Here is a 19,427-nt window from a genome sequence, read left to right on the forward strand (position 1 = left end):
TAAGTGAGGTTAATAGTTTATTTGAAACCCCAATACATGATTTAATGATATTTATCTAAAGATTTTCTCTTTAATTTTATCTATTCATTTTTATAATAAAGCTTTAATAAAAGTTTTATCTTTGCTCACCTAAAAAAAGTCTATTAATGAGCCTTCAAGAAACCTTATCAAACCAAGTAAAACTAGCTGTTTTAGCCTCTTTTAATGTTGAAATTGAATCTGTGGAGTTTCAAGCAACAAGAAAAGAATTTGCTGGAGATATTACCGTAGTTGTTTTTCCAATGTTAAGATATCTAAAGGGAAACCCAGTACAAATTGGTGAGACTATTGGCGGTTATTTAGTAGAAAATGTAGATGATGTAAAAGCGTTTAACGTTGTGAAGGGTTTTTTGAATATTGAAATAAGTGACTCATACTACCTTAACTTTTTTAATGGGATTAAGAATAATGATAGCTTCGGATTCGTCCAGCCAAATCCAGATGAAAAAGCTATAATGGTTGAGTATTCTTCACCAAACACCAACAAGCCGTTACACCTAGGGCATATTAGAAATAACCTTTTAGGCTATAGTGTTTCTGAAATTTTGAAAGCTTCTGGTAAAAAGGTTTACAAGACCCAAATTATTAATGATAGAGGGATTCATATTTGTAAAAGTATGTTGGCTTGGAAGTGTTATGGAAATAATGAAACTCCTGAAAGTACTGGTTTAAAGGGCGATAAGTTAGTTGGTAATTATTATGTTAAGTTCGACCAAGAATATAAAAAGGAGATTGAAAGTTTAGTAGCTTCAGGAGCATCAGAAGAGGAGGCAATAAAGAACGCTCCCATATTGTTAGAAGCCCAAGACATGCTTAGAAAATGGGAAGCTGGCGATGAAGAAACGGTTACCCTTTGGAAGACCATGAACGCATGGGTTTATGATGGCTTTAATGAAACCTACAAAAATCTTGGAGTTGATTTTGATACCTTGTATTATGAGAGTAACACGTATTTATTAGGAAAGGAATTTGTTGCTGAAGGGTTAAAATCTGGTGTCTTTCAGACGGAAGCGGATGGTTCTGTTTGGTGTGATTTAACAGATGAAGGTCTCGATAAAAAAATAGTACAACGTGCAGATGGAACGGCTGTTTATATGACTCAAGATATTGGTACAGCAATTCAACGTATAAAAGATTTTCCAGATGTTGGTGGAATGGTTTATACCGTTGGAAATGAACAAGATTACCATTTTCAAGTGCTCTTTTTAATTCTGAAAAAGTTAGGTTTTGACTGGGCTAAGAATCTATACCATTTAAGTTATGGTATGGTAGATTTACCAAGTGGCAAAATGAAGAGTAGAGAAGGTACCGTTGTTGATGCCGACGATCTGGTTGAGGAAATGGCTTCTACTGCAGAAGAGATATCTAAAGAGCTCGGAAAGTTAGAAGGCTATTCTAAAGAAGAAAAGAAGGCATTATATAAAACCATTGGTATAGGTGCTTTGAAGTATTATATTTTAAAAGTAGATCCTAAAAAGCGCATTCTATTTGACCCAAAGGAGTCTATAGATTTCCAGGGGAATGCGGCACCATATATTCAAATGGCGTACGCAAGAATCCAATCTATTTTACGAAAGGCTTCTATTGAAGAAAAAGACGTTACCGTTGAATTACATGCAAAGGAAAAAGAACTATTAAAGCAATTACAATTGTTTCCGGAAGTGGTTCAGAATGCAGCATCTCAACATAGTCCTGCTTTAATAGCTAATTATACTTATGATTTAGTAAAAGTATTTAGTTCCTTTTACCAGAACGTGTCTATTTTAGGTGCTGATAATGAAGAAGAAAAAATGTTTAGAGTGCAATTGTCTAAAGTGGTTGCAAATACTATTAAAAATGCTTTTAGTGTTTTAGGTATTCAGGTGCCTGAAAGGATGTAGGTTAAAATGTAAAACAGAATCAAAAAATCCCGATAGGTTTTTCTATCGGGATTTTTTGTTTGTCATTGCGAATCACACCTAAGTGTGATTTGGAAATCTACCTACTTAGAAAGAGATTACTACGTCGATTCTCTCCTCGTATGACGTCTTTATTCTTCAACCAAAACCCAATCACCTTTAGCAATTAGAGGTTCTGCTTGTTTGTATTTTAAGGTTTTGTTTTCACCATTAATAACATGTTTGATGGTTACACGGTCATTACGCCCAATTTTTGGTTTGTCACGTACAATGGTTTCAACCACTTGTTGCTGACGTTGGGTGTTACCAGCAGCTCTACTTTCGGCAGCACGCTCATCCAAATTAGGGATTTCCTCTTTAGTAGTTTGTACCTTCTCTTGTTTTCTTGCTCTGGCTTCTTGAATGTTATCTTGAGTTTCTTGCGGTAATTCACCTTTAAATAAGAAAGAAATAACATCTTTATTCACCTGGTCAATCATAGCTTTAAACAATTCAAAAGCTTCAAACTTATAAATCAATAACGGATCTTTTTGCTCGTGAACTGCCAACTGAACAGATTGCTTTAACTCATCCATTTTGCGTAAATGGGTTTTCCAAGCATCATCAATAATGGCTAGTGTAATGTTCTTTTCAAAATCGGTGATTAACTGCTTACCATTTGTTTCGTAAGCCTTTTCAAGATCTGTAACTACGTTTAAGCTTTTTACGCCATCAGTAAAAGGAACTACAATGCGTTTGTATTTATCACGCTGATTTTCGTATACATTTTTAATTACAGGAAATGCAATATCAGCATTACGTTCCATTTTTTCACGATAATGCTCAAAAGCCGACTTGTAAATTTTTGAAGTTATTTCTTGTTCAGATAAACTTCCAAATTCGTCTTCCGAAATAGGCGAACTCATTGAGAAATAACGAATCAATTCAAACTCGAAATTTTTAAAATCATTCGCACCTTTGTTTGTATTAGCAATTCCTTCCGAAGTATCGAAGATCATATTTGCCAAATCTACTCGAAGACGTTCACCATGCAATGCGTGCTTTCTACGTTTGTAAACAACCTCACGTTGTGCATTCATAACGTCATCATATTCTAACAATCGTTTACGAACTCCAAAGTTGTTTTCCTCTACTTTTTTCTGTGCACGTTCAATAGATTTGGAAATCATAGAATGCTGAATCACTTCACCTTCCTTCAATCCCATTCTATCCATCATTTTGGCAATTCGCTCACTACCAAATAAACGCATTAAATTATCTTCTAAGGATACGTAGAATTGAGAACTACCAACATCACCCTGACGACCAGCACGACCACGTAACTGCCTATCTACACGACGTGAATCATGACGCTCCGTACCTACAATAGCTAAACCACCAGCTTTTTTCACTTCATCAGATAACTTGATATCGGTACCACGACCGGCCATATTTGTCGCTATAGTAACTTGCCCTGTTCTACCAGCTTCATCAACAATTTCGGCTTCTTTTTTATGCTGTTTTGCATTCAGTACATTATGAGGTACTTTTCTAATACTAAGCATTTTCCCTAATAACTCTGAAATTTCAACGGATGTTGTACCAATCAATACGGGACGACCTGCTTGTGAAAGTTGCGTAACTTCATCAATAACCGCATTATACTTTTCGCGTTTAGTTTTATATACTAAATCCTCTCGATCATCTCTAGCAATAGGCCTGTTGGTTGGTATTTCAACAACATCTAATTTGTAAATTTCCCAGAACTCGCCAGCTTCAGTAACCGCCGTACCCGTCATACCAGATAGTTTGCGGTACATTCTAAAATAGTTCTGTAATGTTACGGTTGCAAAAGTTTGTGTAGCGTCTTCAATCTTTACGTTTTCCTTGGCTTCAATAGCTTGGTGTAACCCGTCACTATAACGACGACCGTCCATAATACGACCCGTTTGCTCATCTACAATCATGACCTTATTTTCCATGACCACGTACTGTGTGTCTTTTTCAAATAAAGCATATGCTTTCAATAATTGGTTAAGTGTATGGATACGTTCAGATTTTACACCAAACTCTTTAAATAATTCTTCTTTAAGATCAGCTTCTTCCTCAGATGATAAACCTTGATTTTCAATCTTCGCAATTTCAATACCAATTTCTGGCATCACAAAGAAATTAGGATCATCTTTTCCAGATAAGAATTCAACACCTTTATCAGAAAGTTCTACCTGATTGTTCTTTTCATCTATAACATAGTATAATTCGGCATCAACCTTAGGCATTTCACGGTTGTTGTCCTGCATATAAAAGTTTTCAGTTTTTTGTAGAAGCATTTTTACACCTTCTTCACTTAAAAACTTAATAAGGGCTTTATTCTTGGGAATACCTCTGTATACTCGAAGTAACTGGAAACCACCTTCTTTAGTGTCACCTTCTTTAATTAATTTTTTTGCTTCTGCTAATACACCTGTTAAATATTTACGTTGAACACTAACAATGTCTTCAACTTTTGGTTTAAGCTCATTAAACTCATGACGATCTCCTTTAGGTATCGGACCTGAAATAATCAATGGCGTTCGCGCATCATCAACTAATACAGAATCTACCTCATCCACAATTGCATAGTGGTGCGGACGTTGTACTAAATCGTCAGGAGAGTGCGCCATATTATCACGTAAGTAATCAAAACCAAATTCATTGTTGGTTCCGTAAGTAATATCGGCGTTGTAAGCTTTTTTACGCGCATCAGAATTTGGCTGATGATAATCAATACAGTCAACACTTAAACCATGGAACTCAAAAATAGGAGCCATCCACGCGCTATCACGTTTTGCAAGATAATCGTTAACTGTTACCAAATGAACACCCTTGCCAGAAAGCGCATTTAAATAAACTGGTAAAGTAGCTACAAGTGTTTTACCTTCACCCGTGTGCATTTCGGCAATTTTTCCTTGGTGCATGGCAATACCACCAATGAGCTGCACATCATAATGAACCATATCCCAAGTAATAGGTTTACCAGCAGCATCCCAAGAATTTGCCCAAGTGGCGTTATCACCTTCAAGAGTTATATATTCTTTAGACCCTGATAATTCTCTATCATAAGTGGTGGCTTGTACCGTTATAGACGTGTTATTTACAAAACGTTTAGCAGTTTCTTTTACCACAGCAAAAGCTTCGGGTAAAATATCATTTAATACATCTTCTGTAACGCTGTAAACATCATCATGTAATTTATCAATGTCTTGGTAGATGTCTTCACGTCTGTCAATATCTTCGGTGTTTTCAGCTTCTTCGGTTAGATTATTAATTTTATCGTTTAAATCTTTACAAGCTTCAGCAATTTTTGCCTTAAACTCAACAGTTTTGTTTCTAAGCTCATCATGTGATAGAGCCTCTAAAGCCGACTCAAATGTTTTTACCTGTTCAACAATGGGCGTAATGGCTTTTACGTCTTGTTTAGATTTATCTCCTACAAATACTTTTAGGACAGAATTTAAAAAACTCATGGTTTTATGTTTTATATATTTTTACTAGGGTTTCCCTAGGTGTTTTTCTTAATTTTTTATACTTGTAACAAAAGCATTCAAAGATACATTTTGTTACCGTGTTTATAAACCTATTAGAATAAAAAAAAGTCTCAAACCGAGACTTTTTAAACTATTCTTTATGCTTTGTTTTAATATTCATCTTCATTCCAAAGATAATCTTCATCTGTTGGGTAATCAGACCAGATTTCTTCAATAGAATCATACGAATCGCCTTCGTCTTCAATAGACTGTAAATTTTCAACAACTTCTAAAGGAGCACCAGTTCTAATAGCGTAGTCAATTAACTCGTCTTTTGTCGCTGGCCAAGGGGCATCACTTAAATAAGATGCTAGTTCTAAAGTCCAATACATTTCTTCTAGGTTTATTTTTCTGCAAAAATAATTTTTTAGTTTAAACGTGCAAGAAAAAATTGAATTATTTCATATTCATTTAAACTTTTAATTTTTTCAAAAAAAGTAATTAAAAGGTTTAGTTGAATATCAACCGCTTCGCTTTCGTTAAAAAAATGGTATAAAATAGTCTCAATATTTTTAAAACATTTTTTAACCTCATTTAATCATTAATTAAAAGAACATATCTTTTTGTACTCTAAACAGTTGAAATTATTTCTGCTATGTTAATAATAATATAACATAACAATTATTGTGCAAATAATTTGGGCGTTACCCAATTGGGTCGCGCTTTCGGTAGTCGCTCTCTTTGAGTAGCTCCAACAATACCTCAATCCCTAACGCGTACTAGTTTGCAATTTTCATTTTACATAAAATATGTAATTGCATACTTTCAAATTTCTGCTTTTCGGATTTTGCCTTCAAGAATTTATTTCTTTTCAGGAATCCATTTAACTTCATTCGCTTGTAAGTCGTGGGTCAACTTTCGTGCCAATACAAAAAGATAGTCAGAAAGGCGGTTCAAATAGACTAAAGAGTTAGTTTCAACAGATTCAATTTCATTTAACGCAGTAGCTAAACGTTCAGCTCTACGGCAAACACACCGGGCTATGTGACAGAATGACACGGTTTGATGACCTCCAGGAAGCACAAAATGAGTCATAGGAGGTAAGGCTTCGTTCATCGTGTCCATTTCTTTTTCTAACAGAATAACGTCCTCTTCAGAAATTTTATCAATATTTAAACGTTCTTTTCCACTTTTTAAAATGGCTTTATCAGGGTCTGTGGCAAGGGTGGCTCCTACGGTAAATAGGTTGTGTTGAATCTTAATTAAAAGGTCTTGATAGTGCGAATTAATATCCTGATCTCTAATTAAACCAAGATAAGAATTCAATTCATCTACAGTTCCGTAGCTGTCAATTCTAATATGATGTTTTGGTACGCGTGTTCCTCCAAATAACGCTGTGGTACCTTTATCGCCTGTTTTTGTGTAAACTTTCATAATTCAAAGTTAGAAGTTAAAAGTTAAAAGTTAAAAGATTTTGTGTGAATTCTAATAAACCGACCTTTGTCATTCTTGCGAAGGCAGGAATTTATTTTTAAAAATAATTTTTGGGTTGATAGCTAAAAAAGACGTCATTATGAGGAACGCAGTGACGTAACAATCTGCTCCTATACAAACCTCATTGATATAGTTTGTCTATTTAATTAAACAGATTCTTACGCTCGTTCCTCTCTCAGAACGACGAAAAATAATATAAACATTACGTCATTGTGAGGAACGAAGTGACGTAACAATCTCCTCATATACAGCCTTCATTGATAAAGTTTGTCTATTTAATTAAACAGATTCTTACGGTCGTTCCTCCCTCAGAATGACGATTAAACTCTTAACGTAAAGTGTTCCTTGGCTTGCTCCTTTCTAAAAAATACAAATCCCCAATAAAAAGTATCAAGAGAAACGGTGACTTTTGGGTGTTGTTTTATGGTTTCCCAAGCTTCGGTCATTTCCTTAGACCAGTAAATATCATCAAAAATAAAAACTGTATTGTTATTGGTTTTAGGCAATAAATTCTCGAAATAACTTAAAGTAGCTTCTTTTTGATGATTCCCGTCAAAGAAAATGAGGTCATAACTTTTATTAGACAGGTTTTTAATGGTTTCATCAAAATCTCCCGTTAAAACTTCAATATTGTTCAATTGTTGTTTTTTGAAATTACTTTTAGAAAAGAATGAAATATTAGGGCAACCTTCAATAGTAGTGATATTGGATTCGGGAAATCCTAAACCAATAGCTTGTGTTGCTGTCCCCAAAGAGGTTCCCAGTTCTAAAACAGTATTAGACTTAAAATATTTAGAAATTCTATAAAGTAATTTTGCTCGTTTTATTGTAGTTCCAGATGTTTTTGCTATTTCACCAATTTGTCTTTTGTTAGTTTTAGTTTTTCTAGAGCCAGGACCAAGATCGTTAACTTCAAGGAAGTTATTATTTTTTAATAATTCATTACGATAATTAGCAATATTCTTATACTCTGGATATATCTTTTTATCATAAAAACATTTAGTAACCAAATCATACATAAAAGGCGAGTGTACACCATGCTGGTTGGTAGATTTAAATATAAATTTTATGTATTGAATTATTTGATAAAACATTTATCAACCCTCTAATTTTTCGGATAATTCAAACCAACGCTCTTCTTTAGATTCAATAGTAGAAATAATACCTTGAAGTTCTTCAGATAATTTGTTTATATCATCCTGAGATAAATCCGGATTTAAAAATTTATTTTCCAATTCCTTTTTATCGTAAGTTAAAGACTTGAGTTTACTTTCAATATTTCTAAGTTCTTTTTCTTCATTAAAAGAAAGCTTAGAAGCCTCGTTTTGTTTCCAAGATTGTTTATCCTTTTTATCCTCCGTGACTTTTGAAATTACGGGCTGACTATCTTCATAAACACGATAGTCTGTATAGTTTCCAGGGAAATCATCAATAACACCATCACCTTTAAATACAAAAAGATGATCTACCACCTTATCCATAAAATATCTATCGTGAGACACTACTATGATACACCCTGGGAAGTCCATTAGAAAACTTTCTAAAACATTGAGTGTAACAATATCTAGATCGTTTGTTGGCTCATCAAGAATTAAAAAGTTAGGGTTTTGAATTAAAATCGTACACAAATACAAACGTTTACGTTCTCCACCACTTAGTTTTTCAACAAAATCATACTGTTTCTTTCTACTAAATAAAAAACGTTCTAAAAGTTGCTGAGCACTAATTTGGCGACCTTTTTTTAGTGGAATGTAATCACCAAATTCTCTTATAACATCAATAACTTTTTGTTCGGGTTTTATGGTAATACCACTTTGGGTATAGTAGCCAAATTTAACTGTATCCCCCTTAACTACTTTACCACCATCAGGTTGTGCGGTTTGTGTCAAAATGTTTAGAAAGGTTGTTTTTCCTGTGCCATTTTTCCCAATGATTCCAACACGTTCGCCTTTTTTAAAAGTGTAGTCAAATCCTTTTAAAATGGTTTTATCTTCAAAAGATTTTGAAACATTATGGAATTCAATAATCTTGCTTCCTAAACGTTCCATATTCAATTCTAATTGAACTTCATGGTCATTTCTGCGTTGATGCGCTCTGTGTTTTATATCTGCAAAATCATCTATTCTAGATTTCGATTTTGTAGTTCTAGCTTTGGGTTGTCTGCGCATCCAAGCCAATTCTTTTTTAAAGAGTTGTTTGGCTTTTCCCGTTTCAACAGCCTCACGTTCTATTCTTGCCTCTCGTTTTTCTAGGTAGTATGAATAATTACCTTTGTAACCGTACAATATGCCTTCATCTAATTCAATGATTTCATTACAAACACGTTCTAGAAAATACCGATCATGGGTAACCATAAATAAGGTGATATTTTCTTTAGCAAAAAAGGATTCCAACCATTCAATCATTTCCAAATCTAAATGATTTGTAGGCTCATCTAGAATAAGTAGATCTGGTTTGTTAATTAGAGCATTAGCAAGAGCTAATCGTTTTTTTTGCCCACCAGAAAGTAGTCCTACTTTTTGACTTAAATCATCAAGTTTTAATTTGAAAAGTATTTGTTTGTATAAGGTTTCAAAATCCCAGGCTTGGTGTTGCTCCATGGATTCAAAAGCTTTCTGATATGTCTCGGTATCATCAGGATTTAAAAGCGCTTGTTCATAATTATGAATGATTGACAAGATTGGGTTGTCACTTGCAAATATTGTTTCTTCAATGGTTAGTTTATTATCAAACTTTGGGTCTTGACTTAAGAAAGATACTTTAATGTCTTTTCTGTAAATAATATTACCATTATCTGGTTCATCATCACCTGATAAGATGTTTAGTATAGATGTTTTTCCAGTGCCATTCTTTGCAATAAAGGCTATTTTTTGGTCCTTATGAACGCTGAATGAGAGGTCTTCAAAAAGAACCAATTCGCCATAAGATTTTGTTATATTTTCAACTGTTAAGTAGTTCAAAGGAATGCTTTTTTGCAAATATGGGATAAATTGAGGAAAAATTAAGTGATTTATGTATGAGTTTCTGTGCTTAACAGCGGTTTACTTTAAATAACTTAGATCTTGTCATTTAGAAGGAGTATGCGACTGAATAATCTATTAATTGAAGAAGAGTATTTTGATTATGTGGTTTTGATTGGAGGAGATTCTTACGCTCGTACCTCGCTCAGAATGACTGCGCGTGATTTTTATATTAATGTCATACTGAGTAATTTTTCTGCGTAAAACATAGACTCCGTCGAAGTGGTTATTTAGGTTTTCGTTAAACTGACAGCTAATAGCATATATGTCCTGTCATTCAAAAGGAGTATGCGACTGAAGAATCTCATTATTTGAACTAAAAACCAAAAGATTCTTACGCTCAGACAAGTCCTCGCTCAGAATGACGGCGCGTAATTTTTATATTACTGTTACACTGAGTACTTCGTCTGCGCTCAGCATAGACTCCGTCGAAGTGGTTATTTAGGTTTTCGTTAAACTGACAGCTAATATCATATATATCTTGTCATTCAGAAGGAGTATGCGACTGAAGAATCTCACCCAACAAAGACCATTGTCATACTGAGCATTGCTGAAAATAAAATATATTTTATTTGAAAGTAGCTAGAGGATTTAGTCGAAGTGTAGTTTCACGTTTTCATTAAAATTGACCATTAAAAACATGTTATTCTTAAGTTATGGCACCCGAAAAGTAAATTAACTGTGTCACACTGAGCGCAGTCGAAGTGTTATGACTTCCACATTCATATTAAAACTTAAAGGTTCCACCAATAAAATACGTATCGAATCCGTTATGCTTATCAAATCAAGAATATATGAATACCTCAGTTCAAGTAATCCCATTTTTTATCAGGATTGCTCTTCGATAGGACTCAGTATAAATATCCGGAACAACCACTGGTCCAAGCATTCCACTAAAGCACCATATTAGGATGTTTTAAAACAAAAAAAATATGTAGATTTGTGTTTCATCAATGTGCCTCAATATGAAGAGATACTTTTTAGTTTCTATAATACTTTTATCCATTTTTTATACATCATGTATTCCTTATAAGGACACCTTGTATCTACAGAATAAAAGTACGGCTACAGATTCGCTTCAAGTTATTGTAGAACAACAAAAACCGTATCGCGTACAAATTAATGATATTCTAAATGTACGTATCAAGGTAACAGATCAGGATAATGTGCAGATTTTCAATCCTATTGGTATCGGTAATTTAAATGCCAGTGGATCAGAACGGGCTTATTTTGATGGTTTTACGGTTGATTTACATGGGAACATAAGAATCCCGGAATTGGGTGAGATGAATGTATTAGGATATACCACTACGGAAATTGAAAAATTGATAACAGATAAGCTGTTAGAAGATCAATTTAAGGAAACGGCTAATATATTTGTAACGGTAAAACTTACCGGTTTAAGATACACCACTTATGGAGAGATAGGTAAAGGTATGCAAACCATATACCAAGAACGTGTTAATATTTTTGAAGCCATCGCTAATGCTGGAGACATAACAGATACAGGTGATAAAACAGATGTTTTAATTGTAAGGCAGTATCCACAAGGTCAAAAAATTCATCATATCGATTTAACCGATCTTAATGTTATGAATTCGCCTTACTATTATGTGCAACCCAATGATATGATCTATGTGAAGCCTGTAAAGCAAAAATCATGGGGCACGGGTACAAATGCTTTACAAAATATAAGTTCAATAGCCACTATTTTATCACTTGTTACAACGTCTATTTTGCTATTTCAACGAATCTAACCTATGTCTTATAACGAATTTGAAGATTTAGACCATGTAGAATCAAAGGGGATGACCTTTGATTTTAAAGGCTTTTTATTTAAGGTCTTACACCTTTGGAAGTTAATCTTTCTTTCCATTGGGGTGGCACTTATTGTAGCGTATTCTATTAATGTAAGGAAACAAAATGTCTACAGATTAGGAGCTTTGGTATCTATAGAGAATGATCAAAATCCGTTTTTTACAGCCAATACCAGTATTTCCTTTAATTGGGGAGGCGTTTCTGGAAAGGTAGGCAAAGTCATCACAACATTAGGGACCAGACGGCATAATGAGAAAGTGGTAGACTCCTTGCAATACTATATGCGTTATATGGTCGAAGGGAAATACAGAAAGATAGATATTTATAAAAAAGCGCCTTTTTATTTGGAAATTGATAAGTCTAAAGCGCAAGTTTTGGGACGGTATATTGGTATACGCTTTTTGAGTAATGAGCGTTATGAGGTTTTTACATCTTCCGAAAGTGAAAATGCGAGTGGGCAGGTATATTTAAATAAGAAAAAAGTAGGAGTTAAGGTTCCTTTGGGAGAGTTTACCAAAGAGTTTAAAATTGGAGAAAAGGTTTCACTGCCCTTTGCTCACTTTATTTTACATAAAAGACCTTCAACTTCAATAACACCCAAATCAGAATATTATGTGCAGTTCTTAGATTTTGATGGTATTGTAAACCAATACAAAAATATAGTAAGAGCTAGCCCGAGTGGACAGACTTCCTCAGTTTTAAGACTATCAATGAATGGTGCAAACAAGGGGAAAATTGTAGATTATTTAAATGCCACGGTTGCCATATTGAGTAAGACAGAATTAGAGCATAAAAACCAATATGCTACCAATACCATAAAATTTATTGATAGTAGTTTAGCAGCTGTTAATTCCGATTTGAAATCTGTGAATGAGGAAATGAATGACTTTAGAAGACAAAGTAAAGTTTTTGATGTAGATGAGGAATTGCAAGAAGTATCTTCTAAATTAAAGACGTTAGATAAGGAAAAGGAAGCTGTAAACAATAAGATAAAGTACTTAGATTTATTAGAAAACTACCTGAGAACTAAAACAGATTATACCGAAATAGCGGCACCGACTTCCGTAGGTATTGAGGAGTCTAATATCTTAACAAGTGTAGGTAAAATTACAAATTTGGCCATTGAACGCCAAAATCTGGAAGCCACTACAAAGGAAGGTTCTTCTTTATTTAAGGAATTGGATAGTAGGATTGATGCGGAAAAGAATGTCTTATTTGAAATAATAAAAGGCACAAAAGGGACAGTCAACATTCAGTTAAATTCTATAAATAACCAAATCGCCAGATTAGAGTCTAAGTTATCCGACTTACCCGAAGATCAACAACAGTTTTTAAAAATTCAGCGTAAGCTAGACCTGAGTCAGGAAGCTTATAACGTCTATTTGGCCAAACGTAGTGAGGCGGCTATTGTAAAAGCGGCTAATGTGTCTGATATTTCTATGATTGATGAAGCCAAAGATATTGGGAATGGCCCCATAGGGCCTAATAAAAGTCTGAACTATATGATGGCCTTAATGGTGGGCTTCTTTGCGCCTTTAGCTCTTATTTTTGTGGTGTTTCTACTAGATACTACCATTCACGGATCGGATGAGGTTGAACGTTTGTCTACCATTCCAATCCTTGGGTTAATAGGTAAGTATCGGTATCATAATAATTTGGTCGTTAATGAAAAACCGAAGTCGGCGGAGGCAGAGTCCTTTAGGTCCATTCGTTCTAGTTTGCAGTTTTTTTATAAAAATAAAAAGAAAGAAGGAGGCAGAACACTTATGCTTACCTCTTCGGTGAGTGGAGAAGGAAAAACCTTTTGCTCTATTAACATAGCTACGGCCTATGCCTTATCTGGCAAAAAAACCATTTTATTAGGTCTTGATTTGCGAAAACCAAAAATCTTTAACGATTTTAATTTAAATAACGAACAAGGCATTGTGAACTATTTGATTGAAGACGCTCAATTTCACGAAGTCTTAAATAAAACGCATATTGAAAATTTAGATGTGGTGACTTCTGGTCCTATCCCTCCAAATCCTTCAGAAATGCTTATGGGCAATCGTTTGTCTAAATTGATAGAAGATTTAAGACAGGAATATGATATGATTATTTTAGACACACCACCTTTAGGTTTGGTGACTGACGCTTTGGAAATTTCCAATTTTGCAGACGCTACTTTGTTTGTAGTGCGTTTAGATTATACAAAAAAAGGGATGTTACAATTGGTGAATGCCAAATACAGAAAGGGAGAGTTGAAAAATGTAAGTTTTGTCCTGAATTTTTATAAACACAAAACCAATCAAAATTACGGGTATGGTTATGGCTATGGCTATGGTTATGGTTATGGGGTGTATGGTGAGGCTTATCATGAAAGCTCTAAAAAAGGCCTAAAATATAAATTAAAGAGCTGGCTAAAGCTTTGGTCATAAATTATAATAAGACAAAAAAGACACTTTAAAAATACCTAATAAAGTGTCTATCTTTTAAATCTAATAAAGAGTTTCTAAATTATTTTATCTTAGCGGTATAATTTTAAGCCCTTAACTTTGAGTATTTCTACTAATAATAAATGGTTATATACCATTTCATCTAACAGAAAATTTATTGACTTCAATTTTGAAGAAATATGGAAGTATAGAGACCTCATGTTTCTGTTTGTCAAACGAAATGTTATTACTGTTTATAAGCAGACTATTTTAGGGCCTCTGTGGTATCTGATTCAACCCTTGTTTACGGCACTTACATTTACTATTATTTTTAATAAGGTGGCCAATATAGAAACAGGCCAAGTACCATCGTTTTTGTTTAATTTGGCTGGTATTTCTGTATGGACCTATTTTAAATCCTGTTTAACTGGTACTTCAAATACCTTTGCTTCAAACGCTGGTATGTTTAGTAAAGTGTATTTTCCAAGAATCATTATACCCTTATCAGTGGTCATCACAAATTTGTTCAAATTTGGGATTCAATTACTTATTTTTATTGGCTTTTACATATATTATTACGTTAACGGTGCCCAGATACATGTCAATGGATTAATTATATTATTCCCTGTATTAGTGGTTATTATGGGTTTATTTGGCTTAGGTATTGGGATGCTTATTTCTTCCATGGTTACTAAATATAAAGATTTAAAATTTTTAATAGGCTTTGGAGTGCAGTTGTTAATGTATCTATCGGCAGTGATGTACCCGCTTAGTTTAATGCGCGAAAAACTGCCACGTTTCGCGTGGTTGGTAGAATATAATCCCATGGCCTATGTTGTTGAAACGGCCAGATTCATGTTACTTAGTGATGGTACCATGTCCTGGTATGGTTTATTATATACTTGCGTAATTACTTTGATAGTCTTGTTTTTTGGGATACTAATTTTTAACGCCACGGAAAAGAAATTTATTGATACCGTTTAATAATGTCCAAACCTTTTAATCATTTTGTTATCACTAGGTTTAATTTAAGGCAATCTATTTGGGGTTCTGATAAAAAAGGAGTAGAGCTTAATAATAACATATGGTTAAAGAATAGATATGATATTTTTGAAAAATATTGTTTTCCATCCATGAGGAACCAGACCAATTTGGACTTTAAATGGTTAGTGTTCTTTGATGAAACCACACCGCAATTATTTAGAGAAAAGAATATAAATTTAAATAAAGTTTTTAGCCAATTTACTCCCATATATGTTAAAGATTTTGAAGCCTTCCATGTTGAATTACCAGAAATTATTGAAACCAATTTAGAGGCTAATTTCAAATATGTAATCACAACACGCTTGGATAACGACGATTGTTTTCATAAGGATGCTATAAGTGTCATTCAAGAGCATTTCACAAACAAGAAACGGAGCATTATTGATTTATCTAATGGATTAACACTTCAGGTGTCGGGTGAATATAAATTAGCACTAAGGAAAAATGTGGTGTCAGGACCGTTTATAAGTTTATGTGAGAATTTGATACTAAACGAACCCATATTAACCGTATATAATAGAGAGCATACGTCTTGGGTAGGTGTTGTAGACTATATACCTGTGAAGAATGGCTTTTATTGGTTGCAAATAATACATGATAGAAATGTATCTAATGCTTTAGGAAATCAGCTTACTTACAAAAAAGCATATTTGGATGGCTTTGATTTTTTAGAAAACATAACATTTAGTTTTAGATATTATATATTTATCCTTTACAAGAAACTAAAAAAAAGAATGTATCAGTTTCGTAATAATTAATCAACTACATTAAGTTCATGAGTTCCATAATTTTAAAAATTGAAAATTTATCTAAGCAATACCGTTTAGGACTTATTGGTACGGGAACTTTAAGCGATGATTTAAAGCGTTGGTGGTATAAGCTTCTAAAAAAGCCAGATCCTTTTCTTAAAGTGGGCGCGGTTAATATTCGTCATCAAAAAAGTGATTCTAATTATGTTTGGGCGCTTAGAGATATTAACATAGAAGTCAAGGAAGGAGAGGTTTTAGGTATCATAGGGAAAAATGGAGCAGGGAAATCTACACTTCTTAAAATATTATCTAGAATAACCATGCCTACAACAGGTGTTGTAAAGACTAGAGGGCGTATTGCTTCTCTTTTAGAGGTAGGTACGGGCTTCCATTCAGAACTAACGGGTAGAGAAAATATTTATCTCAACGGGGCTATACTAGGCATGACCAAATCCGAAATTAAACAAAAGGAAGCTGATATTATTGAGTTTAGTGGTTGTCAAAATTATATTGATACACCAGTTAAGCGCTATTCTTCTGGAATGCGGGTGAGATTGGCTTTTGCCGTGGCTGCCTTTTTAGAACCCGATATCTTGGTAATTGATGAAGTGCTGGCTGTTGGTGATGCAGAGTTTCAGAAAAAAGCCATAGGTAAAATGCAAGATATTAGTAGAGGGCAAGGACGTACGGTTTTATTTGTTAGTCATAATATGGCATCTGTAAAGTCTTTATGCACCAGGGCTTTGGTTTTAGAGCACGGAGAAGTAGTATACAATGGGTCAACCGATGATGCAGTGAGCTTTTATTTAAAAGGGGGTGCAGATTTATTAAATCACCGTAAATTTGGAAACGCAATAAATAAAGAAGTCTTTCATTTACACCAAATAAGTGTAAAGAATACCAATAGGTTGGTAGATGATGCCATTGTTGAAGATGCCGAAATTGAGATAAAGACATTTTTGAATTTTAAAGCGCCCAACCCAGAGGATTATCATATTACATATCATATATTTAATGAAATGGGAGATCCTATGTTTTCTTTTTCTAGTACAAAAGCACCTTTAAAACAAGGAGAGAATATTATGTCTTGTTATTTCCCCAAGGGATTTTTACAATCTGGCCAATACTTTTTATCATTCTTCTTTATTAAAGACAAACGAAAAGCTATTTGTATCGAGAAAGATATCATTAGTTTTGTAGTGGCTGATGGTACCAGAGATATTGGTGTTTATATGGGTAAAGAACCAGGATATATTAGACCTCAATTTGAATGGCATAACGCTAATGATTAATGTAACAAAAACATTTTTACCACCACAAGATGAGTATCAAGCTATTCTTAACAGAGCTTGGGAAACGGGGTGGATTACAAATCGAGGAGTTTTAGTTAAAGAGCTGGAAAATAAGCTTAAAAAGTATCTCAATGTAAATCATGTGGTAGCTATGACCAATGGCACTTTACCATTGCAAATTGCTATAAAAGTTCTAGGTTTAAAAGGAGAGATCATTACAACGCCCTTTAGTTATGTGGCCACTACCTCCAGTATTGTTTGGGAAGGCTGCAAGCCAATTTTTGTAGATATTCACCCAGAATATTTAACCATAGATGAAACTAAGATAGAAGCGGCTATTACTCCAGACACATCGGCTATATTGGCAACTCATGTGTTTGGTAACCCCTGTCATATAGAGGCTATAGATGCTATTGCTAAGAAACATCATTTAAAAGTTATTTATGATGCGGCACATTGTTTTGGAGTGACCTATAAAGGACAATCCATTTTTAATTATGGCGATGTTAGTACTTGTAGCTTTCACGCTACTAAATTATTTCACACAGGGGAAGGTGGCGCCCTATTTACTAATTCAAAAGCACTATATGATAAGGCCTATTATCATCATAATTTTGGGCATTTAGGAGAAGAAGCCTTTCAAGGTTTGGGTATTAATGCGAAGATGAGTGAATTACAGGCAGCAATGGGATTAGCCGTTTTTCCATATTTGAATGCTATTATTGAAGAAAGGAAGTCTATTTTTATTTTTTATCAAGAAGCTTTTAAAATGCATAATATATCTAGTTTGAGTTTAAGACCAGAGACAGTTTGGAATTATGGGTATTATCCAATAATATTTGAAACTGAAGAAGTATTGTTGAGAGTTAAGAAAGCTTTAAATGAAGCTCAAATTTTTCCTAGACGTTATTTTTTTCCCAACCTAGGCAAACTTAATTATGTAAAGTCTAACATGGGTAATATACCCATCAGTCAAAAAGTGTCTAAAACCATTCTTTGTTTGCCTTTTTATAGTGGTCTTGGTGAACTTAATATAAAAAGAATTAAAGAAATTGTTTTGAGTGAATTATGAAACTAGCAATAATGCAACCATATTTTTTTCCATACATAGGTTATTTTCAGTTAATAAATGCTGTAGATGAGTTTGTATTTTATGACGATGTAAATTTTATAAAAAAAGGATATATTAACAGGAATGCTATACTGGTTAATGGAGATAGTTATCAATTTACTTTACCATTAAAAAAAGCGTCGCAGAATAAATTAATAAACGAGACTGAAGTAGCTTTGTCAAAAAAATGGGTTGATGATTTTCTAAAAACTTTGGAATATGCCTATAAAAATGCACTGCATTTTAAAAGTGTTTATAATTTGGTAAAAGATGTTTTAGAAGACGATTCTAAAACTATATCTCAGATTGCCATTAATAGTGTAATTAAGGTATGCGGTTATTTGGAATTAACACCTTACTTTAGATTGAGTTCTAGGGATTATACTAATAGTAAAACACTCAAAAAAGGGGATAGATTAGTAGCAATAGCCAGAGAAGCGGGTAGGTATAATTACATTAACCCTATTGGAGGTCAAAAATTATATAATAAGACTTATTTTAATGATAGAGGTATTAATCTCAATTTTTTACAATCCGAAACAATAAGGTATAATCAATTTCAACATCGGTTTGTAGACTCTTTATCGATTATAGATGTGTTGATGTTTAATTCCAAGGAAAGAACAAGGTCACTTTTAAGTAATTATCAACTCGTATGAAAGAAGATTTAGTATTATTACTATCATTAATAGATGAAAATTTTCAGGGTGGTTTGGTGGATTCATCAATACGGGAATATTGTGACAAAATTTTAAAGAATGCAACTTTTTTGAGTATTTATAAGCAGGGGCATATAAAAGCTTTTATTGCTTACTATGATAATGACAAGAAAAGTTTGATAGGATACTTAAGTATGTTGGCTGTGCATCCTGAACATCAAAATAAGGGATATGGGAAAGAGTTGTTAAATATGGCTATCAATAATTTAAAAAATAAAGGATTTAAAAATTTTGACTTAGAAGTTTTAATTGAAAATGAAATAGCAATAAAGTTATATCAATCATTTGGTTTTGAGTTTGTAAACCAAACATCAAATAAAATTCATATGCAATTAATACTATAA

14 protein-coding genes are annotated in these 19,427 nt (G+C 33.6%); 9 read left to right on the forward strand and 5 right to left on the reverse strand.

All coding sequences use genetic code 11. The features are described 5' to 3' along the window. Nucleotides 1-146 precede the first annotated feature (146 nt). The gene (argS, locus tag FUA22_RS02850; RefSeq protein ID WP_147766325.1) at nt 147-1,919 is read left to right on the forward strand and encodes an arginine--tRNA ligase; all 1,773 of its coding nucleotides are present in this window, start codon (nt 147-149) and stop codon (nt 1,917-1,919) included. A gap of 149 nt (nt 1,920-2,068) precedes the next feature. Here the strand turns inward: argS and secA are convergent, their stop codons facing one another. The 5 genes from secA to FUA22_RS02875 form a co-directional block, all read right to left on the reverse strand. Next, on the reverse strand, nt 2,069-5,422 hold the full coding sequence (gene secA, locus FUA22_RS02855) for a preprotein translocase subunit SecA (RefSeq protein WP_147766326.1): 3,354 nt from the start codon (nt 5,420-5,422) through the stop codon (nt 2,069-2,071). Between the two features lie 170 nt (nt 5,423-5,592). Further along, the gene (locus FUA22_RS02860) at nt 5,593-5,814 is read right to left on the reverse strand and encodes a DUF2795 domain-containing protein (RefSeq protein WP_019387375.1); all 222 of its coding nucleotides are present in this window, start codon (nt 5,812-5,814) and stop codon (nt 5,593-5,595) included. Between the two features lie 469 nt (nt 5,815-6,283). Further along, nucleotides 6,284-6,856, reverse strand: a complete 573-nt coding sequence (locus FUA22_RS02865) for a cob(I)yrinic acid a,c-diamide adenosyltransferase (protein ID WP_147766327.1) — start codon at nt 6,854-6,856, stop codon at nt 6,284-6,286. Nucleotides 6,857-7,236: 380 nt separating this feature from the next. Continuing rightward, nucleotides 7,237-8,010, reverse strand: coding sequence for an O-methyltransferase (locus FUA22_RS02870; protein WP_147766328.1), 774 nt, complete (start codon nt 8,008-8,010; stop codon nt 7,237-7,239). Between the two features lie 3 nt (nt 8,011-8,013). Further along, nucleotides 8,014-9,876: an ABC-F family ATP-binding cassette domain-containing protein gene (locus FUA22_RS02875; RefSeq protein WP_147766329.1), complete on the reverse strand. Its 1,863-nt coding sequence runs from the start codon at nt 9,874-9,876 to the stop codon at nt 8,014-8,016. Nucleotides 9,877-10,901: 1,025 nt separating this feature from the next. On the opposite strand from FUA22_RS02875, the gene FUA22_RS02880 reads away from it, so the two are divergent. The 8 genes from FUA22_RS02880 to FUA22_RS02915 all read left to right on the forward strand — a co-directional run bounded on the left by FUA22_RS02880 (nt 10,902) and on the right by FUA22_RS02915 (nt 19,427). Next, a complete protein-coding gene (locus FUA22_RS02880) occupies nt 10,902-11,693 on the forward strand; it encodes a polysaccharide biosynthesis/export family protein (protein ID WP_147766330.1) in 792 nt (263 codons plus the stop codon). A 3-nt stretch (nt 11,694-11,696) separates the two neighbouring features. Beyond that, nucleotides 11,697-14,171, forward strand: a complete 2,475-nt coding sequence (locus tag FUA22_RS02885; protein WP_147766331.1) for a GumC family protein — start codon at nt 11,697-11,699, stop codon at nt 14,169-14,171. A 117-nt stretch (nt 14,172-14,288) separates the two neighbouring features. Then, complete coding sequence (locus FUA22_RS02890) at nt 14,289-15,152, forward strand: ABC transporter permease (RefSeq protein WP_147766332.1); 864 nt, start codon at nt 14,289-14,291, stop codon at nt 15,150-15,152. 2 nt (nt 15,153-15,154) lie between these two features. Then, the gene (locus FUA22_RS02895; RefSeq protein ID WP_147766333.1) at nt 15,155-15,970 is read left to right on the forward strand and encodes a glycosyltransferase; all 816 of its coding nucleotides are present in this window, start codon (nt 15,155-15,157) and stop codon (nt 15,968-15,970) included. Between the two features lie 17 nt (nt 15,971-15,987). Continuing rightward, nucleotides 15,988-17,253, forward strand: coding sequence for an ABC transporter ATP-binding protein (locus tag FUA22_RS02900; protein ID WP_147766334.1), 1,266 nt, complete (start codon nt 15,988-15,990; stop codon nt 17,251-17,253). Next, nucleotides 17,246-18,325: a DegT/DnrJ/EryC1/StrS family aminotransferase gene (locus FUA22_RS02905; RefSeq protein ID WP_147766335.1), complete on the forward strand. Its 1,080-nt coding sequence runs from the start codon at nt 17,246-17,248 to the stop codon at nt 18,323-18,325. The genes FUA22_RS02900 and FUA22_RS02905 overlap by 8 nt, the downstream gene beginning before the upstream one ends. After that, nucleotides 18,322-19,023, forward strand: coding sequence for a WbqC family protein (locus tag FUA22_RS02910; RefSeq protein WP_147766336.1), 702 nt, complete (start codon nt 18,322-18,324; stop codon nt 19,021-19,023). Before FUA22_RS02905 ends, FUA22_RS02910 begins: the two co-directional genes overlap by 4 nt. Then, nucleotides 19,020-19,427, forward strand: a complete 408-nt coding sequence (locus FUA22_RS02915; protein WP_147766337.1) for a GNAT family N-acetyltransferase — start codon at nt 19,020-19,022, stop codon at nt 19,425-19,427. Before FUA22_RS02910 ends, FUA22_RS02915 begins: the two co-directional genes overlap by 4 nt.

The organism is Seonamhaeicola maritimus (assembly GCF_008056315.1).
Classification (GTDB): Bacteria; Bacteroidota; Bacteroidia; order Flavobacteriales; family Flavobacteriaceae; genus Seonamhaeicola; species Seonamhaeicola maritimus.